We start from the raw sequence: 26943 nt of genomic DNA on the forward strand, positions 1-26943 counted from the left end.
GCGTGTTGAACGAATAATCGATGAGCTACAGTTCCCAACAAATGCTTCGCCGTCATAACAACCTATGGTGATAATAAATCAGTCGCCCCAGTGAATCCCTTTGATTCACCATAGATATTAAACATATCTGGTGCTCGGAAACTTTGTGACATACCACCACGCATTTTTATCGCTTCCGTTAACAGATAAACAAATTTCGCTTGGGAGGTTTGGCGTCCGCCGATTGAGCTGTCGTCGTTATATTCGTCATAACGAGTCGCTAACGTTACCTCTAACTTTTGAGTTAACGGTAAACGAAACTCAACACCTGCGGCATAACGTTCACGGGTACCTTTGGCGTAAACTGAACCGATATTCATCCAGCTCAATCCGTCTTCTCCTAATGCACGTGCATCTGGCACTACTTCGGTAGTTGAACGGTTGTAATCCAACACCAATGCCATTTGCATTGGGTTATATAACAATCCAAAATCCGATATCGAACCTGCTAATTTAGCTTGGAAAGACGACGCGGTTGAACTGGCTTCAGTATTAGTTTGGCCTACTAATAAATCTCGATCCGCAGAAGCGTCTCTAAAAATATTACTGACAAAGGCATCATCAAAAAAGTCATTGTCGACTTCATAAGTTGTTTCAGCGACTTCTGAATAATATTCACTACCTTCAAACAACCACGCTTCAACAGCTTCTTTTTCAATGCATCACTGGTTTGAGTTTGGTCATAGCGTGAGTTAGAAATTGATACATCCCATAACCAATCTTCGTTGAACATTTCAAAAATACCTTCAACCCCAACGACACCTGTTACAACATCCATATTGTATTCAGATTCTGAATAACCTAAATCTGGCGCAAATGAACGACGTGAGACATACAAACGGTCTGAACGTAAACCGCGCTCACCATAGACATAACCGTTCCAGTTTAACGAAGGATTTGAACTTTTTGCCTGAGCCGATGACACTAACAACGTTGCAAAACCGGTTACGTCATTTGTAAAGTCGTAACGGCCATCTAAGAAAAATGACACTTTGTCGTAATCTGAATTCATGGCAATGCCTTCAGAACCATCATACGTACAGGCTTGTTTTCCAACATCGCCGGTGCTTTCTGATGCCGTCATATTTCCTTGCATGTCTTCACAAGCCATATCAGGAGACACGTAAGGGTTATCTTGTGGGATTTGACCAGAACGATATTCGGCAGCCGATATTGCTGTCGTTGTATAACGGCGGTCTTGTAAATATGGAACTTCATCCGCGCTTGTCGATTTTGAAGTAAAAGCTTCGATCCCGTACGTTAACGAGCCCTTACTCCAGGCGTTTCCGCTAATGAAAGAAATGTTACCTGTACCACCATAACCTTCTTCATAGCCACCGATGTAGCCTGAAATCGACGTTTGCTCCATGTCTCGTTTGGTGATGAAGTTAAGTACCCCACCAACGGCGTCTGAACCATAGATGGCCGATGCACCAGAACTTAAATATTCAACCCGAGCAATAGCTCCTCTTGGGATTGAACCTAAATCCACCCCGTTTTGTTCTCCACCAAATGGCAATGGGTAATCTGCAACTCGACGACCATTGATTAGTACCAATGTTCGTCCGGTGCCTAATCCTCTAAAATTAGCTTCCTGTGCGCCGACGGTAAAGCCCGATAACAAGTTACCTGAATCACCTTCTGAATAACCTGAGTTCTCTGATAATGACTCGATTACATCGGCAATTGTCAACAACCCCTTTGCTTTCATCTCTTCTTCATCGATGATGGTCATTGGCTCTGCACCGTCGTAACCTTCACGTGGTATAAATGAACCAGTAATGACGATGCGCTCAACAGTTTTATCTTCTTTTTCTCTTTCGACGCTACTTTTTTATCGCTTGTTTTTTCAACTTGCGTTAAATCAGCCGAACTTTTATTTTCTTTTTCTGGAGCTGCTAGGGCAACTGAACTCAAAGAGCCCAATAACAATAAAGATACTGCACTGGCTAGCTTCTTTTTATTAAATATCATGATATATCCTAATAACTTAAATACTTTTTCCGTAGAGGGGCTAAGCCCCTCCAACCTCTTACCAGCGGTAGCCTGCTGAGAAACCAATTGAGAAACCATTTTTGTTTGCTTCGCCATCGTAAATGCCGATCAAACTCTTAATGCTCCACTCTTTAAATACTGCATTCACACCTGCATCAAATTGGTAGCCAGTACCACTGATGTCACTTAGGAATGACACATCATTAGAAATAACTTGATTTTCGGCTGCTGTACTTACCACATTCAATGTTGCATATGGTGTGACTGAACCTGTTGATAATTCATAGTATTTGTCTAAGTGAACCCCTGCTTTTATTTGCTGGCTTACATCATTGTCAAAGGCATAGTTATAGGCCGTTGTCGAATCTGTAAATCCGTCAGAGCTGACTTCACTTGTTAACAATTGAACATGTGGTATGACGTTATATCCGAATAACTCGAGCTTATAACCTGCCTCTATTGAGCCACCTAGCACCTCACCTTTTGTGCGAGCTGATGAGTCATATGCTGTTAGTTTCCCTTCAAATTTAGTTTGGTTTAATACCGCGTCTAAATAAACCTCACCTAGCGTGTAACCTACTGAGATAGCTACAGAAGTCATATCTAAGCTGGCGGTGGATTGTTGTTCACTTTGAGAGGAATCCGCATTACCTTGACCAACGCTAAAACCGAAGGTTAAGTCAGATACTTTGTATTGTGCTGAGACATTTAAGCCACTCATTCGTTGAGCAAACGTTAAGTCTTGTGCTGCAACGTCACCTGCCACGGCCATGTCAGAATCAGTATGAAATGAATCAACTGTTGCGCTAAAGCCATCAGAACTATCACTTCTGCGTGTGAAGTGATTTCCAATACTCTGTGCCCAGTAACTTGACGCCATATGAGAGATACTACTAGCCGTTGCCCCTAATGAAGACAAACCAAACGATACTTTAAGCACTTGCTGTCCGTTCTCTTCGACTTCTTCAGTATCAACAATTGTTCCTGAAAACGAGCCAGTTCCGCCTGCAAATGAAATGTCTTTAAGTGTTTGTTCACCAGTTGCCGTTACTAATGCGCCATCTGCTTCGTCATTTGAAAGTAATATATAACTCGCTTCACCCTTCAATTGGCCTGCCGGAGCAATTGCCACATTTAAGCTACGTGCATAAAACTCTCCATCTGGTTGCTCAGTACCAACTTTTAAATCTCCTTCGATGATAAATTGGTCATTACCGTCCATGCCAACTTCTAACATCACTAAACCTGCATTTGTGCCAGTAGTTAAGAAGTTCATGTCGCCTATAACTCGTAATTCATCAGACGAGCTACCGTTTATCGAAGTAATAGAAACATAACTGTCTGTCGCTGAGTAATGGTTCATTTCGCCAAACTCACCAAGGTTAATGACGTTATTACCAGCAAATGAAATATCACCGAACGTGTTATTGAAAACGTTAGTACCAGCACCAAAATCAAATGTATTATTTTCTAATACGACTTGACCAGCAGCCGTTCTTGCCGCGTTCAAATTGTTATCGAATACATCATCCCCAGCTGTTGTAGTTATATCTCCTGTAATCGAGCCAGTATTAACAATAGTTGTATTAACATCACCCGTAATAACAACGGCGTCTTCTGTCGCTAGCATTTGGCCGTAGTTGGCAATAAACAATGTTCCATTACCAACTTCTGCACCATCAACATGCGCTTGAACACCCACTCTAGAATTCATAACCCCTTCATTAATAACTTGAGCAACTGCACTGACCGCTTCTACCGTTACAGTGTCCCATTCTTGTACCATGATTTGGTCACCAAATTGGTCTTGCATCAGGAAACCATTTTCATCACGCAGTTCAATCATGTCAGCCTCAAGCTGAACCCTTGAAACTAACTCACCATTTTCGTCTTCGACAATGACGTATGATTCTTTTCCGTCAATCATTACAGGGCTAAAAGATAAAGCAGATTCTTCAGTTTCATTGATGGCGTTTACCGAAATTTCAAAGCCAATATCTGCATTGATTTCGTTGCGGTTAACCAGTAATGCTTGATTTAAATTCTCTACGACTATGCCTGATTCAACTGCGTTGATCACACCATCGTTATACGCGGTCCCCAAAGTCGCTTTATCAGCAAAAGTTAATTCGACACCTGTAGTGGAGAACCCTGTACTTAGGCGTTTATTATCACCAGATATAGAGATACCGTTGGTAGCGTCAATTGTGCCGCTGTTATTGATATTTTGTTGAGACAAAGAACCGATTCGAACTTGAGATTGATTTACCGAGCGAATGACATACGCTTGCTCAAGTCCATCATTGGTTAAGATTGCATTGCCATCTTCATCTACTATTTTTTGTGTTGAGTATTTTTCACCTGATTCATCAGAGTAAGTAAAAATGCCGTCACTATCTGCAATCAAAACTAATGGGTTGCCATCCTCACCATTAATTCTCGAATAAATTTCAACAGAGACCGTTTCATTATTTTCATTCACCATCGTTCTAGTTAACTCAGTAGAAAATTCTGTATTTGCTACCGCTATAGACTCAACGTTTATTCCAATTGAATTTGAACCGCCAGTTAGAGTGCCGCTATTATAAGTAGTGCCCGATAAACCTAAGGTATGCATGCCAGAGCTTTGATTGCCAAATTGCAATTCGCCAACGTTAATGGCATTTGATGCATAAGATTCAGCTCTCATGCCGTCGGATTCATTACCTACATTAATCACACCCGCATTTACGGTATACGCTTGATAAAGACCTACCGTGCTCATTCCAAATGAGTCGTCACCAGTTTCAATAATTCCTTGACCGAAGTTAATCGTGCCGGCAAATACAGCACGGTTCTCCATTCCAGAAACGTATTCGCCACCAGTTATAGAACCTTTATTGATTAACGCACTTTGAATTCCACCGTTTTGATCACTCCAAGCATTGCCTAAAGCGCGCATTCCGGCGCCGCGATCGAAAATATCCAAGTTATTGTCATTCGGGCCATTACTACCAATGGTAATGTCACCTTCATTTAGCCCGTAAGCATACAAGCCAAAAATAACCATGCCATTGGCATTATCACCTGTTGTTACAGTACCGAAATTTTTAGCAGAGGCTGTGTAATCGTATTCAACGTTTTCAAAATTGTCTTTTGTTGTACTTACGTTGGAAACAAAAATACCGTGAGCCATCTCACCGGTCACTATTTCGCCATTATTAATGGCCACTGAATACGCATCCAAGCCACCAGCAACAGCAGATGTCATCGCTATTGAATGGCGGTGGTTATAACTGTCTCGCCCACCTTCAGCAGGCCCAACCGTGTGACCGTTACCAACCTTAATATACCCGTCGTTTTTGACATAAGACGCACCATGCCAGCTTTGAGAAAAGATGCCTTGACCTAAATCACCAGTAATAATAACCCCAGTTTCAGAGTTAATAATGCGATGACTTGCAAAACCTTCGACTGTAGAATTACTTGCGCGAATTCCATGAGAATAGACCCAAAATGCATTGTATGTTTCTGGTGCGTTGTGATGAAAACCCTTGCCTACTTCAATTGTAGCGTTATTGGTAATTTCGACTTCACCAAACCTTTGTTTGACAGATATCGCATTTGATTTATCGCCTAATTTAATATCGCCATCATTGATAATGGTAGATTTAGAGAATACGACACTACTTGCACCAAGTACTTCATCGTCACCTCGGCCATAATGCGCTGCTACAGTTGCAGTACTTGAGACATTAGCTCCCATAGCCGTGAGCTGAATACCGGTTGTAGTAAATGGCACTTCAGCTAGAGCAATCTTTTCACCGAGGTCGTTATAGACATATTTGGTAAATTCCGCGGTGGTATTGTCTTGCGTCAATTCAATGTCACCACTATTTATAATAGTGGCATCGCCTTCGCCTTGACCGGCAAATTGAGTAATGACATCAGCATTAACACCTACAGCACCAACTTCTACATTACTTGAACTGTATGTTGCAACATGGTTTACATTAATCGCAACTGAACCTGATTCAGTAAGGTTTATGTCGCCATTACTGCCAACGTAGGTTTCACCTAGTCCCGCGGCCATAATACCAACAGAGTCCTTACTGATTATTAGATCACCATTATTAACAATATTTGTAGAGCCATTACCAGCGGTATAAATTCCAACGGCTTGAGTTGCTGCAGCTAGATCGATATCACCGTCATTAGTGATTTCTATATCACCTCTATCACCTACATACTCGCGTACGTTGTGGTAATACTTGTAGGTAACTTCTGAATAAAGCATTACTTCTTCGTTATCTACAAATTTAGATCCAATTACGACAGCGCCTTCAGCAACAACTGTTTTGTTTTTATCTTCGTCGATTTCATTGTAATAAGATTGAGCAAGATTTACGGTTGAAGCTACAATAGCGCCGCCACCAATCCCCTCAGTTAAGGTAACATCACCGGTATTGGTAATACTCACCGAATCACCCGAAGGATTATGACCGAATACACCGTTACTTCCAGCACCAACGGTTAAAGCACCACTGTTTTCAATAGTTACTTCAGTGTCGCTGCTATCGACATTGTAAAATGTAATGTCGTTATAAATGTGCTCACGAGTAATCTTCTGGTCATTACCATCAACTTTAACCGTTTCAGTTTCAGACCATGTATGATCGTATTGAAATACATTTTTAACTACCGAGCCTGTCCCCACAGATATAGCTTGTGCGTTATATCCAGTAGCTAAATCACCGGTATTATCAATTTCTACATCACCACTTTGAGTAGTGACACTAATACCTTTAGCTCTGTCTCCAATTGTTAATGCGCCGTCATTCTCAATTTCAATATCACCCGATACTGATTCAACTTGAATCGCAGTTGCACTAACCGTTAATGTGTGAGCACCGGTTGCCGAGTGAATCCGTCTTCCATACGCCATAATTGCCGTATCATCTAAGTCATCGGCGTCTTTATCAAAAGTATCTATTTGTGAAAAGCCAGTTTTAATTTCAACTGTACCGTCAATTAAATAGGTAACAGAGTCACCAGAGCCTACAGCGATATCGCCGGAGTTCTCAATAAGTATATTTCCGCTATCTGAACTCGCTGATATTCCGATAGAATCCTTTGTCGTCAACGCTCCCTCTGGTGCAACAACAATTGTGATGTCCTCACGATTGTCGTAAAAATCCATACGAGCTATAACATCGGCTTTCTCTTCATCGGTTAATTCAAACCCAGCTTTTTCCAACTCAGCAATTACGTCATCTGGTGTGACATTCGGTCCAAAAGTAACAGCTAAATGTTCATCAACATTATCCCAAGCGGGTTCAGCTAAAAGCGCTGCGACTTGTTCAGATTTTTCTTCATCTGTAAGGCTATCATCCGCATTGATAGCTTCTATTTGTAAATCTCTTTGTACTGGGTTTACTAATGAGACTTGAGTGCCATCTTCACGAGTATTCATCGTACCGATAATCACAAACTGTGCTGTATTCACACCTAACTGAGTTGCCAAAGATTCTGTAAAACCGACATCTGTGTAAGTCTTTTCGTATTGATCTGCACCAACAACTTCCGCATTCCCAGCTTCAATATCACCTGAATTTCCGATGTATACTTCTTCAGTGCCACTTTCGTGGACATCGATTGGATCTATTAAACCGTCGTATGCCGCAACTTTAGTTAAATCTGCGACTTCAAAGTCTACTGTTTCATCAGCAACGGTTTTGCTAGTTGCCGCATTCACTTCACCCACAGTTGTTGCAGGAGGCGTAATATTTTGAGCTAACGCTGCAGGGGCAAATGCCAACGAGCTTGAAACCGCGACAGAAGTAAATAACGCATGCCGAATGGCATTAGTTAACTTCCTATGAACGGAAGGAATACTTTGTGTTTGAGACATACTTAAAATCCTTACTAGATTTGGTTTTACTAGTTATATGAATTAATGAATAACAATTATTCGATTGCAGGATTAAACAAGAGCGTGCGCAAAATATCCAAAGCATTTATGTACCGAATTGTACGGGGGCTTGTCCTCTTCTATAAAATAGGGGTAGACTCAGGTCATCATTTTAAGAACTTTATTTATTAACTATGAAAGTTTCATCGACTAATAGATGTTTTCTATTGGCTTGTTTCGGTTTTATATTTTCAACCACTGTACTTGCTACAAATACAAACCAACCAGAACCAAAACAGGCGCCAAATCAGCCCATTATTCCTGAGTCTGAGCCAAAACCGGTTGATATCGCTGAAGTGGAACTTGCCTTAAATGGCGGTTATGCGGCCTTCGATAGCGCCCTAACTAAAATCGACGATACAGGCCCCTACTCCATTGTTACCAATGAATTCAACTTTCAAATTTCTGCTGGTTATGGCGTTGTAGAAAACCCACTTGCCGAAAGAAATGACTTACAAGTTTATGTTTTACCGGAGTTCAGTTATTACGGTGAAAAGTTCTATCTTGAAAATTTTGTGATGGGTTACTCTTTATTAGAAACCGACAACTTTATCATCGATGTATTTAGCTACTTCAATGATGATGGCTACTTTTTTGAACTAGATGGTCTTGAAAAATTAACCATTTCAAGCATTTTAGATTTTTCGGTCAACCGACCACTTGGTGGGCGAGGAAATTTTCCACAGGAAAGAGTTTTTGACGAAATTGATCGCGATTTAAGCTACATGGGGGAATAGTAACCTCATATCGTTTTCAAAATTGGGATGCCAAATTTATTGTAAGTACGGATATAAGTGGTGTACATGACGGGCAGGAAGCCAGTTTTAAGGTCCGTCATATGAAAGTATGGGACAAAGTGACAACCGCGGTAAGTGCCAGCGTTATTTATAAGACTCATGATTTAATTGATTACTATTATAAACTGCATCCCGGTGAGTATTTTGTTGGTGCGGACCCTTCTTTAGGCAATGCGATTAATAAATCGGCAGAGCTTTATCTAAGCTACCCATTTAACAAACATTTTTCTATGAAGTTTTTACTTAGGCATAGCTGGCTCGATAGTAATTTAACTACCTCCCCTCTTGTTGAAAAAGACAATTTCACTTCAACATTTGTCGGCTTTAGTTATAGGTATTAACGTGAATAGATTTGCACTAATTGTATTTTTGACAAGTTTTGTAGTTAACGCCTATGGGGTTGAAAAACCGAATGTTTTGGTGATTTCACCGGAAATGTGTGTCACACATATTGGTAAAGAGCATTGCCAATTAGAGTTTAATATCAAAGTCGAATTCCAAGACGTAACCGACTTTTGTATTGTAATCGACGACCCCCATTTTGTTGACTGCTTTATTCAAACCGATAAATTATTAAAACGATATTCTTTGCCGTTAACTGAAAGTACATATTTGCAGATTAAAGACAAAAATGACGAATTGTTAGCAGCTCAATTGTTAAGTGTTGCCAAAATTAAAGCTAAAAAAACTCGCCCTAGGCGAAATTTAGGATGGGTACTATTTTGAACGAGACAAAATTTAACTTATTACTTATCGAAGATGACCAGCCACTTGCTGAGCTGACCAAAGAGTATTTAGATGACTTTGAGTTTGTAACGACGTGGGTTGAGACAGGTGAAGAAGCGAGAGCCGCTCTAAACGCCAATTCATTTGACTTAATTATTTGTGATGTGAATCTGCCTGACATTCAAGGCTTTGAATTAATAGAGCAATTGGCATTACCAGTTCAGTTACCCGTCTTGTTTTTAACTGCCTTGTCCGACAATGACTCGCAAATAACCGGGTTAAACTCTGGTGCATGTGATTATATCGTAAAGCCAGTTGAACCCGTCTTACTATTAGCACGTATTAGAGCTCATTTGAGACATTCTCATCCCGCGGCGGCTGGTGATATTATTCACATTGGTGATCTAAAACTTGATAACTTACACAAACAAATGGATTACAACGATGTAAATATCAAATTGACGAACCAAGAGTTTGAGTTAATCTGGTTTTTTGTCGCGCATGGAGACAATGTGATAAGCAGAGAAGTTATCTTCTTAGACTTGATAGGTCGGGCTTATGATGGCGTTGACCGTTCTGCTGATTTAAGAGTGAGTCGCTTTAGAAAAAAATGGAATCCATTGGTAAAAAGAATTGTCTATCGAATCTATTCGCAATAAAGGTTATATCTTTAACTACTGGGCTCATATCCGGTGAAACAAAATAACTTCCTACGTTTTTACGTATTATTTTTTGTTGTCGCCTGCTTATTTATTATAAGTTTTACTCAATTATATAAAGTCTACTTTGCCCCCCGCTCTACCATACAGTTAATGTAGACGACATATTTACAGGCTTGCAAAATAACACTTCTGCCGAATTTAAAATCATTGAAAAAGCGAATATCCAATTACCATTAGAATTACAAGATTCTTTAGAACAAAACGAAATCATTGCCTATTCGGTAGGTGTAAACAGTTATTATGTTAAGGCGTTGAATCAAAAGAAGTAATTCAATGGGGACCCGTGCCTGCAGAGGAATGGGAAGAACCTAAAGATTCTTTGAGCATATTTATTTTTTACTGCACCTTAGCCTTAGTCTTTTTAATGTTATTAAGACCATTATTTAGAGATGTGGCTTATTTACAAAAATGCGCAATTGAGTTTGGTATTAAGCCCAGCTCACAACCCTTAAACACATCGCCTAAATCAAGCGTATTTCCATTGGCTCAAGCATTACATAAAATGAGCCACCAATTATTAGATCAAATACGATTACACAAAGATCTTTCTAATATCATTGCTCACGAGGTAAGAACTCCACTCGCTCGGATGAAATTCATCTTACAAAGTATTTCGGCTGACATTCCTGAAAAACAATTAGCTCGATTTAAACGCGATATTAACGCATTAGAAACGCTGGCCCATGAATATTTAGAATTTGGCCGTAGTCAAATCACCGATGAAAACTATATGGAAGAGATTGATCTGTATCGCTTTAGTGAAGAGATGGAAGATAAATACATTGAAACCGGAAAGCAAGTAAGTTTTATCCCCCAAGTTCAAACTATACATTTAAAGCAAATAGCTTGCAGTTGGATCTCGCGTTATCCAATCTAATTAATAACGCTCTGCGTTACGCAAAAAGCAAAATTGAAGTGTCTATACTGGTAACAGAGTCTAATATTGATTTTATCGTTGTAGACGATGGGCCTAGGTTTTCACAGACTCAAAAATCCAGTGCCAATGGCGAGAACCATCATGGCTTTGGTACTTAGGGCTTTATATTGTCAAACAAGTCGCCCTTAGGCATAACGGCAAGTTTACGATTGACGCGAGCACCGAGGGTGGTGCAAAAATGACAATACAACTTCCAATAAATTAAGATAACGTTCAATTAAGTATTAAGTGCTCTTTTACTTACCACAAAACCGACAAAAAATGACTACGCGAACTTTATGCCAGTAAAGTCTGAGCGGCTTGAGCGATAATAATTGTGACCATAATAGCCTTGTGAACGTCTCGCTTTGTTCATGATGACACCACCGACTTCAACTTTCGCTTGTTTTAGCTCTTCTAATACATTGGTTAAATCAGCTTTATTAGTTTTCTCAGCATCAACAACCAAATAGATACTGTCGACATGTTTAGAAATAACATAAGCGTCACTCACCGACATAATTGGTGGGCATTCGATAACAACGCGTTCGTATCGAGTCTTAAAGAACTCGATAACCTTGCTTAATCGCGGTTGTGATAAATACAACAATGGGTTTTTAGCAACAAAACCTGCAGGTAATACATCAAAGCCGTAGCCCTGTTCGCGGAAGATACAATCAGATAATTTACTCTTTTTAGCGATTAGATTGGTAAGTCCTGGTCGGTTTACGTCTTGGCATAGAGTATTGCCAATAGAAGGAAAACGCAGGTCGCCGTCGATAAGTATAACTTTCTCTAATTCCGAAAAACTCGCCGCTAATTGTATCGATAAGGTCGACTTTCCGTCGTTTGGTGTAATTGACGTAACTGCAATCACTTTTTGAGCTGCAAGTTTGTTGTCGAGTAAAATGTTTGTTCTGGTGGTTCTGAGCGCTTCAAAAAACTGCTCGTGTTTGTTCATATCCAACGCATAAAGCGGTTTGTCTTTATTTTTAGTCACTTTAATTTTTGGAATAATGCCAACAAGTTTTGTATCAAATTGACGCACTACCTTTCTGAACTGGATAATTTTGTTGGCTAAAAACGCCTGAATAAGGACAAACGTCATGGCGATAAAACCACTTAATAAAATACACAGCGCCATAATTAACGGTTTCTTTTTATTATCCGCTTTAGTCGCCACTTCTGCTTTTTCGACCAAAAGTACATTTGACGCATTTGCCAAATCCTGCATCATGTTTGATTCTTTAAGCTTTTTAACTAGGTTTTCATAAAGTTGTAAATTGGCGTCGAACTCTCTGCGAAGCTTTTGGTAATCAAACTCAATAGCGCCGAGACGTTTTAATCGTTGATTAGATATATGCAATTGTTTGTCGACCGAAAGCAACTTTGACTGCCAAAGGCTGAATTTTTTATCGAGCATATTAACGTGATCTTTAAAGTCTAAAACCACTTTCACTTTTGCATCTTCTAACGATTGTTTGGCTTTTTTAAATGCGGGATGTTTTGTGCCGTAGCGCAACTTAACTTGCGCAAATTCGAGTTGCCTATTGTTAAACTCATTCTTAGAAGCCATTATCGTCGCCGACGTACTAAACCTGAGTAAATTGGCCAATTCTTCTGGGGATTTTTCGTATCGAGTGACCTGCTCTTTTAGTAATTCTAGTTCATTTATATTGCTCGATAACGTTAATTTTTCTTTTGTCATCTGCGCCATCTTAGATTTTTCTATGGCAATAGCACTGTTGATATCTACAAAGTCATTTTCGTTTTGATGCTCAACTATCTTGGCTTCTGCATCTTCCAAACTAATTTTCACACCGAGTAATTTAGTAGATAACCAAGCTGATCTATCTTGGTTTTTGCCTTCCAATAGTTCTTGCTTAAAGTTAATAAACGTTTTGGCAATATCATTAGCGACGGTGGCGGCATGAGTTGCAGATAAAGAAACATAACTGACTCTAACTAAGTTGGTGCCAGATGTTTTATCTATCTTCATATTTTTACTGAGCACATCAATCGCATGGCTTCTGCGGATCGACGTATCATTATACGTATTAGAAAACTTGTCGTTGTTCAGAATATATTCAGGGTGTTTAGTCAGGTGCAAATTGTCGACGATTTGGCCAGCAAAGCGTCGACTTTTAAGTAACTCTAATTCAGTTTCAGTATCGTCTGCGGCAGATAGGCCTCCGCTCATAATGCTCGCCATTGCGTCGTTATTTGAGTTTGACTCTTTGAACATAATGAGGATAGACGAGGTAAAACGATCTGGGATAAGCGTCAAATACTTATACGTTCCGGCAGCACACATAATAACAAACAAAACGATAAACCATTTACGTTGCCACAAGATCGTAAATAGTTCGCCAAGATCTATTTCTTCCTCGTGGTTAATTAATTGGTTTTCGATTTGCGACATTAAAAGAAGCTCTTTTCTATTTTAATGACGTCGCTAAGGCATGATGACCGTTTGTTTTTCGGCGGCAAAGGACTGTTGAGGATAGCCTCTTAGAATGATCCACTTGGAGCTAGACGCTCTGTCTTTTAAACCGCCCGACAATGCTATTGCTTGCTCTACTGTAAGTTCGGCTTGGTATTTATAACTGCCTTGGATTTTTCACTTCGCCGTGTATAAAAACGGACGATATTGACGAACAATTATGGTGATATTTGGATTAACCAAATAACCATCGCGATACATGTCTTCAATTTTGGATTTAGCTTGTTTTGCGGTTAGGCCCTCAAGTGGAACTTGACCTACGAGTGGTAAGGAGATATTGCCGGCTTGGCTGATCTGTGCCTTTGTAGTGAGCTCTGACTCTTGAAAAACATATATTTCAACTTCGTCATCTGGCCCCAGCTGATATTCAGCTGCTCCGAGTAAACTTGAAACCAATAACACACATTTTATTATTGTTATTTTTATTGTTGTTATTATTCTCATAACAAACGCCAAAGCACCCCTATACTCCACTGGTAACCATCTAGTTCGTAACGATCGCGCGAATCGTCATTACTATACCAATGGATTGCTGTCTGTAAGTTTAACTGCTCAAGAACCCGATATGCGATTGAAAACTGGGCGAGTTCTTGCTTACTTTTTATTGTATCGCCATATTGACGAGTTTTAGCACTAAGTTCAACTGTCATATTCACGTTATCGGTTAATAAATACCTTAAATCGGTAGCTATTTCGACTGTTTTCGCCGAAATGAAGCTTTCGTCGTTAGAATCCTGTGTATCTTCGCTAATACTGACGTTCCAAATCAAGTAATCAGAAAGGTTCAGATTGTTGGTCATTTTCCAAGAAAACGTGTCGTCGCTTTTATCTTTAGAAGAGTCTTTTGAGTTGCTATTCCCCACTAAAAATTCGATTCGGCTATTGGACAAATAGGAGGTTTTAAAGCCCACTAACAACTGATTTAAATTAAGCGTCGACTCAGATGAGCTTGCAAATGACTTTTCAAATTGACTAAATTTATACTCAGCGACCAAAAATGTATCTTCTGTTATGCGATTTTGAAAACGCGTATTCAAGTTTTGCCTTGTATCTTGCCCATAATTGATAAACTTCTCAGTTAACGCTAACTCATCATTCATATGTTCGTAAGTCAACATAAGAGCGCGTTTAGCTTGGTCTGAGCCAAAGTTAAATCGACTTGTATAGGCTTGGGTATTCGTTAAATTAAATGGTGACTGAACATCTCGATAAACCGCGGCCATAGGGTCTTCACCCGTTAACTGTTCAGAAGTCACAGCAGATAAGTCCCAATTTACGTTTGGACTTAAAAATATACGACTACCTAGGGATAAGTTGTAATTCGTATGGGCAGCAAATGTTTCTGAATCAGGTTGCAATTGGCTTATATTTCCGCCAACTTTAATACCAACACCTTGGATCAATTTAGTTAAATGAGATTGAATAAATACGGAAGAACTTGCGCCACTTTCATCAGCGCTGTGAGTTTGGTGTTCGGCACCAATTTCAGCTTGAAAAGTTTGTTCTTCCCAGCCATTGGAAAAGCTTAAATTGGACAAAAATAAGGTAATTAATACTAATACTGTACGTAACATTCTCTAAAACGCCTATTCACTCCCTGTTTATTTATAATTATTTTCCTGCGCAGTAATTTACCCAATTAGTGCGCAATTTGACACTACTTTCTCACATTTTTTGTATGGGTATTATTTAGAACCGCTCAATTCGACTAAAATAAACGCATTATTGTGTGGAATATATCCTCAAAAATGAAGAGATTGGATGATAAACTTACATCGCTACCGTTAGTGACAAGTTACGTTAAATGGCGTTGTTTGGGCTTTTTTAGATAACGTTTGTGGATTTTTGCGAAGACTCTGCGGTTTTACAATACCTTTCCATACCACTACCGCAGCGGAGTGCTTAACGTGTAAAACATCAATTTTTGAATGTTCCGCCAACTTAACCAATCTATTGAATTAGATAAGTCGACGAACTGAATTTGAGCTGTGCTTTATGAATCCTTACAAAATATAGGTCCCATTTTTTCTAAGGTTATCTCTTTAGTCAATTTACCATTGGCAAAAATCCGAAAGGTTCCCCCATGTTTTGCATATATCGTTGCATTTGTTAACAGGCCTTTGTCCCAACTGATATCAACTGTAAAACCTCCACGGGCCTTTAGCCCCCGAATACTGCCTTGTTGCCATTTTTTCGGTAAGGCGGGAAGCAAATCGAGAATATAAGGTGCGTTGATTAACGTTCGAGGAGGCGTTACCGCGATAAACTGCCCTGTTTTTTAGGATCTTCTTGATAGGCAACAAACGCTGCTTCTTCTATGTTTTGTGCGTTGGGGTTAATGCTACGAAGATGGCTTTGTAACAACATTTCAGCCACTGCAGCCCCAGCTCCTAGATTTCCATCTATTTGCCACGGTTTACCATTAAACATATTGTCAGCTTTTTGGGTTAATACTAAGTCGTCTAAATAACTTAACGCTTCTTCGCCGTTTCTTAATCGAGCCCACAAGGCCGAGCGCCATGCCGCAGCCCATTCTCCGCGCTTAATACGAGCCATCATCACTTTTTCACTCGCCGCGCTGAGTTTAGGGGTTGTCAGCGGTGAAAAGTCGCGACCTGGATGCAATGCAATTAGGTGTGACAAATGGCGGTGCGTATTTTTAGGATCGTCTAAGTCTGCAGGCCATTCTTGGATCATGCCATGGGCATTAATTTTTTGTGGCGTTAACTCCGGGATAAGCTTTTGTAATGCTTCTCGGAATTTAACATCTCGGTTTAATACCGTAGAGGCTTCGATGCAATCAGTGAACAGATTAACAAGCAACTGCTGATCATAACTTGCCCCCACGCTTGTTTGTTATATTTGCCAAATTCATCCAATAAAAAGTAGTTTTCAGGTGACTAAGGTTGGGTAAACGAGTTTTGTGCCGTCTTGCCACGGCGCAACATGACCTGCAAAAATTCACATGCACCTTTTTGCACTGGATAAATGTCTTCTAAATACGCGACGTCTTTATTAAAGGCATAGTGCTCGAACAAATGTTGAGTCACCCAATGCCCACCCTGTTGCATACGACGACCATGTACGTTTTGGGCAGTAAAGCCATATACATTGCTGTTAAGTCCAACAGACCACCCCTTGTTAACACCAAACGTTTCCATTGCGGTATGTTGCCCAGACCTCGCAACCACTTTGGTCCAATTAACGAAGGGTTCAAATGTTTCTGATAAATTGGTTGTTTCGGCTAACCAATAGTTCATTTGGATATTTATATCCGTATGGTAATCAGAATTCCAAGGTGGTTTTTCTAATGTATTCCACAGGCCCTGTAAATTGGATGGTACTGACGCATTGCGTGAAGAACTGATATGTAGATAGCGGGCATAATTAAAGTATAAAGGGTAAAGCTCAAGTGGCTTTCCTTGGGTAATTAATTTGTCTGTTGGTAAATCAGATAGCTCAGCGTTTAGCTTAAACTCGACCCGCTGCATCAATGCATTAACGTCAGCTACGTGATCAGTTTTAATCTTGGAGTAGCCTTTGGCTATGGCTCTATTAAGCGTTTGCTTAGTATCAGAAAGAAAGTCACGACCTTTAAAGTTGGGGTAGTTTGGTAAATAGTCGGTATAACCCGTCACATAAATGACCACTTCTGACGCGCCCGTGACATGCAATTCGTTGGCATATGAAGCGACTTTACCACCCGAGTTCACTTCCACTTTTGCGGTTTGCAAAAATTCAATATCGTCACCCTGCGCCATTGGAGAATACCCATGTAGGCGGAGTTCATTACCGTTTGTAGAAATCACTTTTTTGTCGTGGGCTGATGCTGCAGTCAGCCTGAGATCCATAACACCGCCGTCAGATTGCATTCTGATCATACAAAGATCATCTGGAAAACTGCAAAAATATTCTCGGGTATATTTAACGCCATCTATTTCATATCGTACAGTCCCCACGCCGTTAGCAATGTCTAATTCTCGGCGGTAGGCAGAAACAGATTGTCGCTGCTGGCCCGTTTCTATCCTCAGATCGGCAAATGGTGCGTAATGACCTAATGGTGTTTTTGTTGCGAGATACTTAGTTCCTAATGACTCAACCGAGTCGCTATCTTTACCAAACTTACTGTCCCGAGCCGCTTTTCTGACGGTTTCTAAGTGTTGATGTGCACCTAGTCGCGTGCCCGATTGTTCAACGTTGCTAAGGCCACGGACGGCATTTGCCCAAAGACTAATTTCGTTAAATACAAGATATTCACTTTCAATACCACCAGCAAACATAGCACCAAATCGACCGTTGCCAAGAGGTAAGGCTTCGCTCATAAACAAACGGCCACGGTTTTTAGTGTCGTTTTTATCGCTAGCATTAATATCAACCGTTGCCGGTTTTGTGAAATATAGTGTGCTCAAACTAGTGACTTGCGCCCGCTCCCCGGCCGATCTTATTCCGGTTAAATCAGATATCGCACATGCATTGATGAGGATAAGTGAAGTGACGATCCCTGCTGTTTTAAAGAGTTTGAACTTATAGACAAACGCCATGATTGCTTCTCTTTTTATTATCGTTATTGTTTTGGATCTGTTTATGTAAGTGTATTTACATCAAAAAAATCAAAATAACTTTTATATACTGTAAATACAAAGAGTAAGCCAAAAATATAAAAAACAAACAAAAACTGTATTTTTATAATTAATAAAATTGAAACACCTATCTAAAACTGTTTAAATAAAAAGCTTCATTTTTTTAAAGAGCACTTATTGCAGTTCCCTCCATAAACGTCTGAGTGACTTTCAATTATATGAAACTCTGGAGAATTTGAATTGGCTCAAACTGAGCTGCATGGTTATCAAATAAAAAGTTAAGGAAATTTCCATGAAAGTCACATTGATGATGAGCTTAATTCTATTGTCGTTTACCAGTGCAACTCTTGCTAGCAAACCGATTTCTATTTCGACCAAAGCGAGTCAATTGGTCGAAACGCAACTGCATAAGATTAAGCCTGATAACGATGGAATGGTGCTAACTCGAGTTATCGACTTGCCTAAGTTTAAACAAGGTGTTTACTACCGGCCATTCACCGCTTTTGGCCGAGGCGTTGTGGCTAGAGGTAATCGGGTAGAGGCAATTGCATTTACTTCCTTAAGTGAACTGCAAGATTACCAACCTTCAAAAACCCGAAAAGACCACATCAATATTCAACAGGGTCAATATATTTTACTTGAACTGTATGACGGAAGATATTTGGCTTTATTGCCAATGGCTTCAGAAAAAGTTTACGGCCAATTTTTTGTCGCACAAGAACAACTATTATTAAAAACCGGTAATTTCGGTACGGCAACGGTATCGGGCAAAATCCCCCTTCTGATTTGGGCCTATGGCGACTCGCCATATTCAGCAACTCAAAATGCCTTAGCAACAGGTATTTCAGTCTGGTTACGTTGCTGCCCAGCCCCGCGCATTTAAAAATTATCCTGAGCAGCCCTATGGTTATTTAGGTTGGTGTTCGTGGGAGCATTACAAAAGAATATTTCTGAAGACATTATTTCAGATGCGTTTCATACCCTAGATCAAAGTACGGCACCGTTTCGTTGGGTGATGGTCGACGATGGCTACTTGGATGCTAAAAATAGCAAACTACTGAGTTTTGGTGTTAACAAGAAAAAGTTTGCCAATGGTTGGAAGCCCATCATGGAGCTTAAAAACGAAGAGAAAATAAAGTGGGTTGGCATTTGGCGTAATTTTGGTGGGTATATGGGTGGTGTATCTAATGATCATACTATGTCAGATCTTAAACCTTATCTTAGTCCTACCGTAAAAAAGGAAGCCTCCTGCCAAATGGCACTAAACAAGCCTCAAAAGCGTTTTATGACAAAATGGTTAGTGATACCAAAGATAACGGTTTTGACTTCATAAAAGTCGACTTTCATACTCGAACATTTGATTTATACAAAGGTACAACGGATCCAGTTGGCGCAATGCGTCATAACAATGAGGCTTTAGAAAATGCCACCCATGATATGAATTTACCGTTGTTGAACTGCATCGCCCAACCAAATATCAATTCTCTGCAAACCAAATACAGCGCCCTAACCCGTTCAAGCCCGGATTATAACCAAGCGGATAAGGACAAAAATAAATCGAATACCTACCAAAGTTTTGCGAATCATTTGTGGATGGGCCAAACCGTGTGGGGCGACCTTGATATGTTTCATACCCATGATGCGCGTGACGTGAAACCAATGACAATTGCTCGCGCCATTGCCGGCGGTCCCGTTTATATTTCTGACGAGCCGTCAAAGATAAAGCCTGAAGTGCTTTTGCCATTTGCCTATGAAGATGGCAAGTTGTTGCGAACTTCGGCTCCCGCAACGCTGTTGCCGGAAAGTTTTTTATTCACCCATTTAGAGATGAACAGGTTTTTCGCGTTATTGCGCCGATGCAAGATGGCGTCGCCGCGATAGCCTTATTTAACTTTACCGAAAGCGGTAAAGCGCTCACTGGCAATATAAACACAAAAGACTATCCATTTGCCGGTGAACTGCTGCAGCCAAACAATGGTCCATGGGACTTGCCTAAAGATGGTCTGTTGTTATTTGACCCAGCAACACAATCGGTTCATAACTTGACTCAGTCATTTACCACAAACGTCGCCAATTTCGACGCTAAAATGGTGTTTTTATACCCTAAAGTTAACGGTTGGGCCGTTATCGGTCGTCAGGATAAATACCTGCCTGCAGCGGCGGTTACGCTCACTTCTGTAACAAACTCCCAGATTAGCTTTACGCTGGAGGAATCTGGGCCGCTACTCATATGGAGTCAAAATGGCGCGCCAAAAATGGCAGAACACTCATTTAAATCTTTAGGGAATGGCCTGTATTTAGCCAATATACCGGTAGCAATAGGTAGAACACAGCTGACAGTTACCCGCTAATAGTGTCGTCCTAGATTATTTGGTTTAAAGGGAATAGAAAACAAAAACCGACGTTCACTGCGTCGGTTTTTGTTATTTAGCTAAACGATTTACTAAGGTCATTTATCTATGATGTTTACCTAATATATTTGGGGTCTTCAATTTCAGCTGCCGGTCGACAATTAGCACAGGCACCGGTTTTATCTATACCGAGTTCAGCTTCGAAGTCGATTATATGTGCCAATAATTGCTCGGCTTTGTTTGGAAATTGTTTTGTTAGGTCGTGTGTTTCAGCTGGGTCTTTAACCAAATTGTATAGCCCCGGCCGTACCCCTTTTATTGATAATTTCCAATCACCACTTCGTACCGCTTCTAACGTATTTTCTCGGTAATAGAAAAACGCATCATATGGTGATTTGGCATCTTTTTCCCGGTTAAAATTGGCCAAATATTTTTACCATCGATAACTCTATCTGCCGGTACTTTTGCCCCCGCGATTGCTGCCAACGTCGGTAGTATATCCATACTCGTGGTAACTTCCTTAGATATTGTATTTGCGGCTATCATTCCCGGTGCCTAGGCTGATGGTTGGTACGCGCATACCACCTTCCAACGTTAATGTTTTACGGCCAGACAAATAGCGTTTGCTACCGTCAGAATTGAGTTTACCTGCGGGTCCATTGTCTGAGGTGTAAATGACTATCGTATTGGCGTCTAATTCCAATTCTTTAAGTGTATCTAAAACTCGTCCAACGGCAGAGTCTAGTTCACCAATCACCAAGGGATACATTGCTTTTTCAGCCCACGCTTGATATCTTGGTCGGAAATACCTAACCGCTTTTTGGTGTTGTCATCAACAGTCGCTAAGTATTCTTTTGACACATGTAATGGGGCATGTGGCATAGGTTGTGGCAGATACAAAAAAACGATTCATCTTTATGTCGTTTGATAAAGTCCACCGCCTTATCAGTAATTCTCCTCGTCAGATTTGCGGGGTCTGGGTTAAGTTCAATAACCGTTTCACCGGACATTAAAGGGAGGTCTGGAAATTTAAATCGTGCTTGTTTTTTATGTGTTGGCGAAATGTCATGGCTATAGGGCAAACCAAAAACTCGTCAAAACCTTGTCGAGTGGGGAGTACTTCTGGTTGATCCCCTAAATGCCATTTACCAAACATACCGGTGATATAACCTGCTTCTTTTAAAGTTTCAGCTATGGTGATTTCACTTGGGTTCAAGCCTTTGCTGTCCCCTGCCAGTAACACAGGAAAGTTTGACCCCGTTGCCATGTTAATACGTCGTGGGTAACTTCCTGTCATTAACGCCGCTCGAGAGGGCGAACATAACGGAGACGCCACATAAAAGTCGGTAAGGACAAGTCCTTCTGCGGCCATCTGGTCTAAATTAGGTGTGGCAACATGATCACCACCAAACACACCAACATCTTCGTACCCTTGATCGTCAGTAAAGATGACAATGAAGTTGGGCTTACTTGTTTGTTTCTCGCTTTTTTAACCTTAATAGTTGCTTCCTGTTTTGCTTCCTCTGTTGTTAAACAACCCGTTAACATTAGGGCTGATAATACCATCGAGGTAAGCAAGCAGACTCGAGTAAACTTTAATTTTGTGTAAAATTGCATTTTTGTATCCTTTGAACAAAATCGCTTAATGTAGAGCCTCGACATAACACTGCTAATAACACTGCTAATCACACTGCTAATAACACTGTAAATAACACAGGCTAGGCGAAATCCAATCATTGAATGGGACGCACCTTGCCATCATTTGTGGGCTCAATCTAGTAAACCGCTAGCTAAGCTCCACGGTTAACATTTGATGTTCTTTTAGCGTCAGTCCCTGTTCAAAAGTAACCACTAAACTTCCCTCATTATTATTTAACTTAGCATCAACACTGCGCCCATCAATAGTTACTTCAACTTGATTTGCTTGAACACCATCGAGTTTTGCCAATTTAAGCGTATTCAATGCCAAGTGACCGTAACGAAGATCTAAAGATACGATTTGACGACGACCATTTTTAAGTTGGATGAAACTGCCCCAACCTTCTGCAGCAGTAAATGCCGCACGAAAATCTTCAGGCTGCAATTTGGGTGCGAATGCCAAGAACCCGTCTGGGCCGTCATATTGGTAACCACACATCGCGGTATAAGCCCCATAACTTGCCATTGCCCGCGAATAATGATCGCTGCATTCTATTTCATTATAGGGATTACGGAGTTCTGGCTGATACCTGTCGTTGATTGCTTTGCCAATAGCGAGTCCTTTTTCAACCATCCCTTCCCAAATCATGTGGGCAGCTACTTGCCACTCAAATCCAGTCATGCATTCGTTTAGATAACCGGCGTAACTTTTTTACCGCTTTTAGGTTCAATTTTACCGAAAGGGAATGAACTCATTACCAAGCCTGCGTCACCCTCTCCTGCATACCAACGACCTTCGGTGATCTTAGCTCTGAAGGCGCCGACGTCCGGCGTGAAATTGTATTTCCAAAGTGACTCTAAGCTTTGTTTAATTTTGTTTTTTGGCAAAATGTTATCAATGCCAACATTCAGTAACCACGAATCGCCAAGGATTTGGTCAATGTGACAGCCATTAGTAGAACCATGTTTTTCTTTTTCACCGGGTCCTGATTTATGAATAAAATAACCAAAATCTTCTCGCCACAATAACTCCACCATGGCAGGTACGCCTTTTGCGACAATGGACTCGTAACGCTCAGCGAGTTTTGGCTCGTTCATCTTGCGCGCCATAACGGCACTAACTTTTAGCGATGCATGGTAAAGATTGATCAACCAATGAACCTGTCCATACCAAGGTTCATCCAATGTATTGTGTTGCGGCCCTTCCAACATTCCATCTTCATTTGCATCCCATTTTTCAATAACATGTTCCATAGACAACTTAGTCCGTGGCCATATACTTTTTAAAAAACGATAGTCGGTTGTCATTTGATGTTCACGATAAACGCGAATAATGGTGCCGCAATTACCATCGATGGCATCACCAAATTTCGTATTTGAATATCGGTGATGCATAACGCCAGTCTGCTCGTCAAACCCTAAGCCATACTCAATCTTGTCTCGACACTCTCTTTCGATTGACGGAAATATCCGAGCTAGTCCTTGAGCATAATGAAAAACGTGAGTGCAGTTGCCGGGACAGCATCGAACACCTTCATAAAAATTGTAATGTTCAGGCGTTGTGTCTGTTTGAGCAACGCGTTGCCCCATTTCAGTTTGAACACAATTAACAGTTAAAAACGTGCGCTCTAAAAACCAATATGGCAAAGTTGAGTCGTACCATGTGTCCGTCCACTTTTGCGTATTAGCGTGAAGTTGTTGTTCTCTTTTTGCTAACTTATTTGCCGCATCAGAAGCCGATGTTGACAGTGTCGCATAATGATTGGGCGCAAATACTTTGTTGCTCTTTTTACGACCAAACGCAATATCATAATTTGTCATCGGTATATGCCAAGATAAAACAAATGACACTGTCTTTGATTCACCGGGTTCAAGCCTTACGTTATGGCCAAGTGCGCCACATTGTTTATCAGATAATTGATGGCTGACAACATCGCCATTTTTGGTCTTTTTCCCGGTGGGCCAGAACACGGAATCGGGTCTCGCAGCTTCAGCGGATAAGTTAATCAGGCTCGGGCTCTTTTGATTTAATAGACCAATTGCCATAGCACCAAATTCGTCATTACGAGTCGAGTCGACTAACGCATAACTCTCGACTGTCGCTATTGAATCCAACTCACTATATACAAACGCTTTAGACACTGAACGTTTATCTTCTTTCTCGACTTCAATAACATCAGGTATCCAACCAGCAATAGTGGTGTCTTTTACCACTGATGAACGATTAGTTAAGGTATATTTCATAACGATAACTGGCTGACTCGAATCGTCACGATTTAGAGGAATAAAAGGTGTGTATGCCTGCAGTGCGACATCTATTGGACAGTTGCTGTCTTTAAAATCTACGTTCGCCATAGGATATTGGTTTGTGAAAACAACATCCTCAAAGCCTTTTGAATCCAATGTCCTCACGTTTCCATCGACTTTAATTGCAAACCCTTGGTTGAGTGGTGACTCAGCAACATCTGGGTCTAAGTATCGTTCGCCTCTCGGGTTTTCTTTTTTAACGTTTCGTTTACCGGTAATATTCCAACGCCATAAAGTTCCGTCACCACCCAAATAGACCTGCCCAGTGCAGATACCATTAATTGGCATTCCAATGTATTTTAAATTATCCCCTGTTGCTGTCATGGCTTTACCACGTTCATACAAACTGGCTATCCATTGCTTACTTAATTTTTTATCGGCTGGGATAATTTCATTGTAGTCTTTCATATTAAATGGGCCGGCCATAACGTTGCGACTGCCAGCCATTAACATTAATGCCGTTAATCCGCTTCCTTTTACAAACTGTCGACGGCTTTTAGACTCGGGTTCGCTGTGATTCGATGTATTACAGCATGATTGTTTTTTGTCGATTGAATTATCCATGTTCCCCTCACTACGCTGTTTTTTAACAACCAAATTATGTGGTTCTTTTTATTATTGATTTCTACTTTATGGGAACGCCGTAACCTTCGATTTCATTATTAACGCCGTTCTTGTTTTTCTTGTTAACTATGTTTTTTAACTTATGCTTTTTTACCAAATGGCAAATTCAGCAGTAGGTAAAAAAGGGTGCCAAAAGGCACCCCAAAACACACACAACTAAAAAAATAGTTTTACTCAGAGATAAGTTACTTCTTACCTTTGTAATAATCGAAGTTCCAAGTATCGATAAATGAACGAGTACGTGAATTGTCCATTAACTCTAATGCCTGTGATGCAATCTCAGGGTGTTTAGCCACAAGGTTTGTTGATTCACTTGGATCATTAGTTAGGTCAAACAATTCAACTTTAGGTTGCTTACCTTTCTTGCCGTTGAAATAACGGATCGCTTTCCAGTCAGAACCTTTAACACCATTTATACGCACGGCCTGTGAATGAGTGCCATTCCAGTGATGGAATTCCCAGTATAAATTGTCGTGTTCCTGCTGTTGACCTTCGCCAGTAAGTGCTGGTAAAAATGAAATACCGTCTGTTTCTTTAGGTGCTTCAGTTCCAACGATGTCGGCTAATGTCGGCATAACATCCCAGAATGCTGAAATATGTTCGTTACGCACGCCTTGTTTTATTTTTTCAGGCCAGCGAGCAACCATAGGCATGCGGATACCGCCTTCATAAAGGTCACGTTTGATGCCTCGAAGTTCACCTGTAGACTCGAAGAACTCAAGATCTGCACCACCTTCAGGGCTTGGACCGTTGTCACTCGTAAAGATAACCAATGTATTATCGTCAAGACCTAACTTTTTAAGTTTTGCCATCAATTGACCAATACCTTCGTCAATATGCGAAATCATTGCTGCACGAGTCGCTCTTGGTTTAAACGATGGTAAATAACCGCCGTCTGTTGAACCGTCATATGGCGTTTCTTCAAAGTCATACTTTGCAATTTCTTCATCTGGTGCTTGTAAAGCCGCATGTGGTGCAGCGTAAGCTAGGTATAAGAAAAACGGCTTGTCTTTATTTTGTTCAACATACTCTAGTGCTTCGTTGGTTAAACGTTGCTGAGCAAAGTCTGGACGTTTCCACTGTTCGTAAACAGACGGATCATTTTTATCTGCACCTTTAGGGAATGGTGCATGTGGATGAACCCACTCGTTGTCCAATTTGAACCACTCTTCGTTTTTCCACAAATGTGTTGGGTAATGGTTATGCGCTTGTTTTTGGTCTAAGTAACCAAAGAAGTAATCAAAACCTTGTTTGGTTGGTAAACCATAAGAACCAGGTCCACCTAAGCCCCATTTACCGATAAGCGCAGTTTCATAACCCGCTTTCTGCATTAATTTACCAATAGTTGGTGAATTTGGAACCAAAGGCATTTGACCAAACTCTTCGGCGTCTTCATATCCGCCAAGTTCATAGTTACCACGAATTTGACCATGACCAGAGTGTTGACCTGTGATCAAAGCTGCACGAGAAGGAGCACAAACGGTGTTACCTGCATAATGTTGCGTAAAGGTCATGCCTTCATTTGCCATTTTTTGCAGATTTGGCGTTTTAATTTTTCCTGACCAAAGGGTTCAATGTCGCCATAACCTAAGTCATCTACCAAAATATAGATAACATTAGGTTTATCATGTTTTACGTTAGCTACTGTGTCACTTTCACTCTTAGAAGCACCAGAACAACCAGCCAGACTCAAACATGCCGCTAAGCTTGTTAATGCAAATAAATTGCTCAAATTCATAAAATTTACCCTAACTCTCGATACATAGTAATTTAGACACTGAGGTATCGATCTATC

Annotated in this window: 30 protein-coding genes; 11 read left to right on the plus strand and 19 right to left on the minus strand. The window is 40.6% G+C overall.

Translation table 11 applies throughout. From position 1 onward, the window contains the following. Positions 1 to 62: 62 nt before the first annotated feature. The 4 genes from PN838_RS08140 to PN838_RS08155 are packed head-to-tail and all read right to left on the minus strand — an operon-like array spanning position 63 to position 7924. On the minus strand, positions 63 to 581 hold the full coding sequence (locus PN838_RS08140; protein ID WP_272182540.1) for a TonB-dependent receptor domain-containing protein: 519 nt from the start codon (positions 579 to 581) through the stop codon (positions 63 to 65). Next, positions 545 to 1774 (minus strand): TonB-dependent receptor, encoded by a 1230-nt coding sequence (locus PN838_RS08145; protein ID WP_272180320.1) that lies wholly within the window; start codon positions 1772 to 1774, stop codon positions 545 to 547. The genes PN838_RS08140 and PN838_RS08145 overlap by 37 nt, the downstream gene beginning before the upstream one ends. Next, positions 1771 to 2112 (minus strand): hypothetical protein, encoded by a 342-nt coding sequence (locus PN838_RS08150; RefSeq protein WP_272180321.1) that lies wholly within the window; start codon positions 2110 to 2112, stop codon positions 1771 to 1773. The genes PN838_RS08145 and PN838_RS08150 overlap by 4 nt, the downstream gene beginning before the upstream one ends. Further along, a complete protein-coding gene (locus tag PN838_RS08155) occupies positions 2072 to 7924 on the minus strand; it encodes an autotransporter outer membrane beta-barrel domain-containing protein (protein WP_272180322.1) in 5853 nt (1950 codons plus the stop codon). Before PN838_RS08155 ends, PN838_RS08150 begins: the two co-directional genes overlap by 41 nt. A 194-nt stretch (positions 7925 to 8118) precedes the next feature. Between PN838_RS08155 and PN838_RS08160 the strand changes: the two genes are divergently transcribed. From PN838_RS08160 to PN838_RS26225, 7 genes are all read left to right on the plus strand, one after another. Next, positions 8119 to 8721, plus strand: coding sequence for a hypothetical protein (locus PN838_RS08160; RefSeq protein WP_272180323.1), 603 nt, complete (start codon positions 8119 to 8121; stop codon positions 8719 to 8721). A 38-nt stretch (positions 8722 to 8759) separates the two neighbouring features. Then, positions 8760 to 9122 carry a MipA/OmpV family protein gene (locus tag PN838_RS08165; protein ID WP_272182541.1) on the plus strand — a complete coding sequence of 121 codons (363 nt, stop codon included), beginning with the start codon at positions 8760 to 8762 and terminating at the stop codon, positions 9120 to 9122. Position 9123: 1 nt separating this feature from the next. Then, on the plus strand, positions 9124 to 9507 hold the full coding sequence (locus PN838_RS08170) for a DUF3019 domain-containing protein (protein WP_272180324.1): 384 nt from the start codon (positions 9124 to 9126) through the stop codon (positions 9505 to 9507). Continuing rightward, complete coding sequence (locus tag PN838_RS08175) at positions 9504 to 10166, plus strand: response regulator transcription factor (RefSeq protein WP_272180325.1); 663 nt, start codon at positions 9504 to 9506, stop codon at positions 10164 to 10166. The genes PN838_RS08170 and PN838_RS08175 overlap by 4 nt, the downstream gene beginning before the upstream one ends. 176 nt (positions 10167 to 10342) lie before the next feature. Further along, positions 10343 to 10498, plus strand: a complete 156-nt coding sequence (locus PN838_RS08180) for a hypothetical protein (RefSeq protein ID WP_272180326.1) — start codon at positions 10343 to 10345, stop codon at positions 10496 to 10498. Between the two features lie 14 nt (positions 10499 to 10512). Then, on the plus strand, positions 10513 to 11106 hold the full coding sequence (locus tag PN838_RS08185; protein WP_272180327.1) for a histidine kinase dimerization/phospho-acceptor domain-containing protein: 594 nt from the start codon (positions 10513 to 10515) through the stop codon (positions 11104 to 11106). Then, positions 11082 to 11264 carry an ATP-binding protein gene (locus PN838_RS26225; RefSeq protein WP_334313491.1) on the plus strand — a complete coding sequence of 61 codons (183 nt, stop codon included), beginning with the start codon at positions 11082 to 11084 and terminating at the stop codon, positions 11262 to 11264. The genes PN838_RS08185 and PN838_RS26225 overlap by 25 nt, the downstream gene beginning before the upstream one ends. 167 nt (positions 11265 to 11431) lie before the next feature. On the opposite strand, the gene PN838_RS08190 is transcribed toward PN838_RS26225, so the two are convergent. The 6 genes from PN838_RS08190 to PN838_RS08210 form a co-directional block, all read right to left on the minus strand. Beyond that, the gene (locus PN838_RS08190; protein WP_272180328.1) at positions 11432 to 13567 is read right to left on the minus strand and encodes a GumC family protein; all 2136 of its coding nucleotides are present in this window, start codon (positions 13565 to 13567) and stop codon (positions 11432 to 11434) included. Between the two features lie 198 nt (positions 13568 to 13765). After that, positions 13766 to 14092: a polysaccharide biosynthesis/export family protein gene (locus PN838_RS08195; protein WP_272180329.1), complete on the minus strand. Its 327-nt coding sequence runs from the start codon at positions 14090 to 14092 to the stop codon at positions 13766 to 13768. Continuing rightward, positions 14089 to 15222, minus strand: coding sequence for a hypothetical protein (locus PN838_RS08200; RefSeq protein ID WP_272180330.1), 1134 nt, complete (start codon positions 15220 to 15222; stop codon positions 14089 to 14091). Before PN838_RS08200 ends, PN838_RS08195 begins: the two co-directional genes overlap by 4 nt. A gap of 419 nt (positions 15223 to 15641) precedes the next feature. Then, the gene (locus tag PN838_RS26230; protein ID WP_334313320.1) at positions 15642 to 15860 is read right to left on the minus strand and encodes a glycoside hydrolase family 95-like protein; all 219 of its coding nucleotides are present in this window, start codon (positions 15858 to 15860) and stop codon (positions 15642 to 15644) included. Between the two features lie 41 nt (positions 15861 to 15901). Beyond that, positions 15902 to 16495, minus strand: a complete 594-nt coding sequence (locus PN838_RS08205) for a glycosyl hydrolase family 95 catalytic domain-containing protein (RefSeq protein ID WP_272180331.1) — start codon at positions 16493 to 16495, stop codon at positions 15902 to 15904. Between the two features lie 53 nt (positions 16496 to 16548). Further along, positions 16549 to 18189, minus strand: a complete 1641-nt coding sequence (locus tag PN838_RS08210) for a glycoside hydrolase family 95 protein (RefSeq protein WP_272180332.1) — start codon at positions 18187 to 18189, stop codon at positions 16549 to 16551. A gap of 331 nt (positions 18190 to 18520) precedes the next feature. Here PN838_RS08210 and PN838_RS08215 point away from each other — a divergent pair, with 331 nt between their 5' ends. Genes PN838_RS08215 through PN838_RS08230 form a run of 4 tightly spaced genes read left to right on the plus strand, consistent with a single transcriptional unit; the run spans position 18521 to position 20579 of the window. Further along, positions 18521 to 19111 (plus strand): hypothetical protein, encoded by a 591-nt coding sequence (locus PN838_RS08215; RefSeq protein ID WP_272180333.1) that lies wholly within the window; start codon positions 18521 to 18523, stop codon positions 19109 to 19111. Between the two features lie 42 nt (positions 19112 to 19153). Beyond that, positions 19154 to 19561, plus strand: a complete 408-nt coding sequence (locus PN838_RS08220; protein WP_272180334.1) for a hypothetical protein — start codon at positions 19154 to 19156, stop codon at positions 19559 to 19561. After that, on the plus strand, positions 19522 to 20109 hold the full coding sequence (locus PN838_RS08225; RefSeq protein ID WP_272180335.1) for a Sip1-related alpha-galactosidase: 588 nt from the start codon (positions 19522 to 19524) through the stop codon (positions 20107 to 20109). Before PN838_RS08220 ends, PN838_RS08225 begins: the two co-directional genes overlap by 40 nt. Further along, positions 20085 to 20579 carry a hypothetical protein gene (locus PN838_RS08230; protein WP_272180336.1) on the plus strand — a complete coding sequence of 165 codons (495 nt, stop codon included), beginning with the start codon at positions 20085 to 20087 and terminating at the stop codon, positions 20577 to 20579. Before PN838_RS08225 ends, PN838_RS08230 begins: the two co-directional genes overlap by 25 nt. A gap of 115 nt (positions 20580 to 20694) precedes the next feature. Here the strand turns inward: PN838_RS08230 and PN838_RS08235 are convergent, their stop codons facing one another. From PN838_RS08235 to PN838_RS26235, 9 genes are all read right to left on the minus strand, one after another. Then, positions 20695 to 21006, minus strand: coding sequence for a hypothetical protein (locus PN838_RS08235; protein ID WP_272180337.1), 312 nt, complete (start codon positions 21004 to 21006; stop codon positions 20695 to 20697). A 93-nt stretch (positions 21007 to 21099) separates the two neighbouring features. After that, on the minus strand, positions 21100 to 21348 hold the full coding sequence (locus tag PN838_RS08240) for a sulfatase-like hydrolase/transferase (RefSeq protein WP_272180338.1): 249 nt from the start codon (positions 21346 to 21348) through the stop codon (positions 21100 to 21102). Continuing rightward, positions 21333 to 21461: a hypothetical protein gene (locus PN838_RS08245; RefSeq protein ID WP_272180339.1), complete on the minus strand. Its 129-nt coding sequence runs from the start codon at positions 21459 to 21461 to the stop codon at positions 21333 to 21335. Before PN838_RS08245 ends, PN838_RS08240 begins: the two co-directional genes overlap by 16 nt. 127 nt (positions 21462 to 21588) lie before the next feature. Next, entirely contained in the window at positions 21589 to 21993 is a 405-nt protein-coding gene (locus PN838_RS08250; RefSeq protein WP_272180340.1) for a sulfatase-like hydrolase/transferase, read from the minus strand. After that, positions 21957 to 22196 (minus strand): hypothetical protein, encoded by a 240-nt coding sequence (locus PN838_RS08255; RefSeq protein WP_272180341.1) that lies wholly within the window; start codon positions 22194 to 22196, stop codon positions 21957 to 21959. The genes PN838_RS08250 and PN838_RS08255 overlap by 37 nt, the downstream gene beginning before the upstream one ends. Positions 22197 to 22365: 169 nt before the next feature. After that, positions 22366 to 22899, minus strand: a complete 534-nt coding sequence (locus tag PN838_RS08260; RefSeq protein ID WP_272180342.1) for a hypothetical protein — start codon at positions 22897 to 22899, stop codon at positions 22366 to 22368. A gap of 8 nt (positions 22900 to 22907) precedes the next feature. Then, complete coding sequence (locus PN838_RS08265) at positions 22908 to 25088, minus strand: GH116 family glycosyl-hydrolase (protein ID WP_272180343.1); 2181 nt, start codon at positions 25086 to 25088, stop codon at positions 22908 to 22910. Between the two features lie 245 nt (positions 25089 to 25333). Beyond that, positions 25334 to 26677, minus strand: coding sequence for an arylsulfatase (locus tag PN838_RS08270; RefSeq protein ID WP_334313321.1), 1344 nt, complete (start codon positions 26675 to 26677; stop codon positions 25334 to 25336). Continuing rightward, positions 26659 to 26886 (minus strand): hypothetical protein, encoded by a 228-nt coding sequence (locus tag PN838_RS26235; protein WP_334313322.1) that lies wholly within the window; start codon positions 26884 to 26886, stop codon positions 26659 to 26661. Before PN838_RS26235 ends, PN838_RS08270 begins: the two co-directional genes overlap by 19 nt. Between the last annotated feature and the right edge of the window lie 57 nt (positions 26887 to 26943).

The organism is Psychrosphaera algicola, from assembly GCF_028401425.1.
GTDB lineage: Bacteria > Pseudomonadota > Gammaproteobacteria > Enterobacterales > Alteromonadaceae > Psychrosphaera > Psychrosphaera algicola.

What these genes read in the sequence shown, in the direction of transcription:
- PN838_RS08270 (WP_334313321.1), bottom strand. Translation starts at nt 26,677, where the DNA reads ATGGCAAATGAAGGCATGACCTTTACGCAACATTATGCAGGTAACACC.
- PN838_RS08155 (WP_272180322.1), bottom strand. Translation starts at nt 7,924, where the DNA reads ATGTCTCAAACACAAAGTATTCCTTCCGTTCATAGGAAGTTAACTAAT.
- PN838_RS08245 (WP_272180339.1), bottom strand. Translation starts at nt 21,461, where the DNA reads ATGCCACATGCCCCATTACATGTGTCAAAAGAATACTTAGCGACTGTT.
- PN838_RS08195 (WP_272180329.1), bottom strand. Translation starts at nt 14,092, where the DNA reads ATGAGAATAATAACAACAATAAAAATAACAATAATAAAATGTGTGTTA.
- PN838_RS08215 (WP_272180333.1), top strand. Translation starts at nt 18,521, where the DNA reads ATGAAAGTCACATTGATGATGAGCTTAATTCTATTGTCGTTTACCAGT.
- PN838_RS08265 (WP_272180343.1), bottom strand. Translation starts at nt 25,088, where the DNA reads ATGGATAATTCAATCGACAAAAAACAATCATGCTGTAATACATCGAAT.
- PN838_RS08190 (WP_272180328.1), bottom strand. Translation starts at nt 13,567, where the DNA reads ATGTCGCAAATCGAAAACCAATTAATTAACCACGAGGAAGAAATAGAT.
- PN838_RS08230 (WP_272180336.1), top strand. Translation starts at nt 20,085, where the DNA reads ATGCAAGATGGCGTCGCCGCGATAGCCTTATTTAACTTTACCGAAAGC.
- PN838_RS08260 (WP_272180342.1), bottom strand. Translation starts at nt 22,899, where the DNA reads ATGACTGGATTTGAGTGGCAAGTAGCTGCCCACATGATTTGGGAAGGG.
- PN838_RS08160 (WP_272180323.1), top strand. Translation starts at nt 8,119, where the DNA reads ATGAAAGTTTCATCGACTAATAGATGTTTTCTATTGGCTTGTTTCGGT.
- PN838_RS08150 (WP_272180321.1), bottom strand. Translation starts at nt 2,112, where the DNA reads ATGGTTTCTCAATTGGTTTCTCAGCAGGCTACCGCTGGTAAGAGGTTG.
- PN838_RS08240 (WP_272180338.1), bottom strand. Translation starts at nt 21,348, where the DNA reads ATGTATCCCTTGGTGATTGGTGAACTAGACTCTGCCGTTGGACGAGTT.
- PN838_RS08200 (WP_272180330.1), bottom strand. Translation starts at nt 15,222, where the DNA reads ATGTTACGTACAGTATTAGTATTAATTACCTTATTTTTGTCCAATTTA.
- PN838_RS08145 (WP_272180320.1), bottom strand. Translation starts at nt 1,774, where the DNA reads ATGACCATCATCGATGAAGAAGAGATGAAAGCAAAGGGGTTGTTGACA.
- PN838_RS08210 (WP_272180332.1), bottom strand. Translation starts at nt 18,189, where the DNA reads ATGGCGTTTGTCTATAAGTTCAAACTCTTTAAAACAGCAGGGATCGTC.
- PN838_RS08225 (WP_272180335.1), top strand. Translation starts at nt 19,522, where the DNA reads ATGGTTAGTGATACCAAAGATAACGGTTTTGACTTCATAAAAGTCGAC.
- PN838_RS08255 (WP_272180341.1), bottom strand. Translation starts at nt 22,196, where the DNA reads ATGCAATTTTACACAAAATTAAAGTTTACTCGAGTCTGCTTGCTTACC.
- PN838_RS26235 (WP_334313322.1), bottom strand. Translation starts at nt 26,886, where the DNA reads ATGAATTTGAGCAATTTATTTGCATTAACAAGCTTAGCGGCATGTTTG.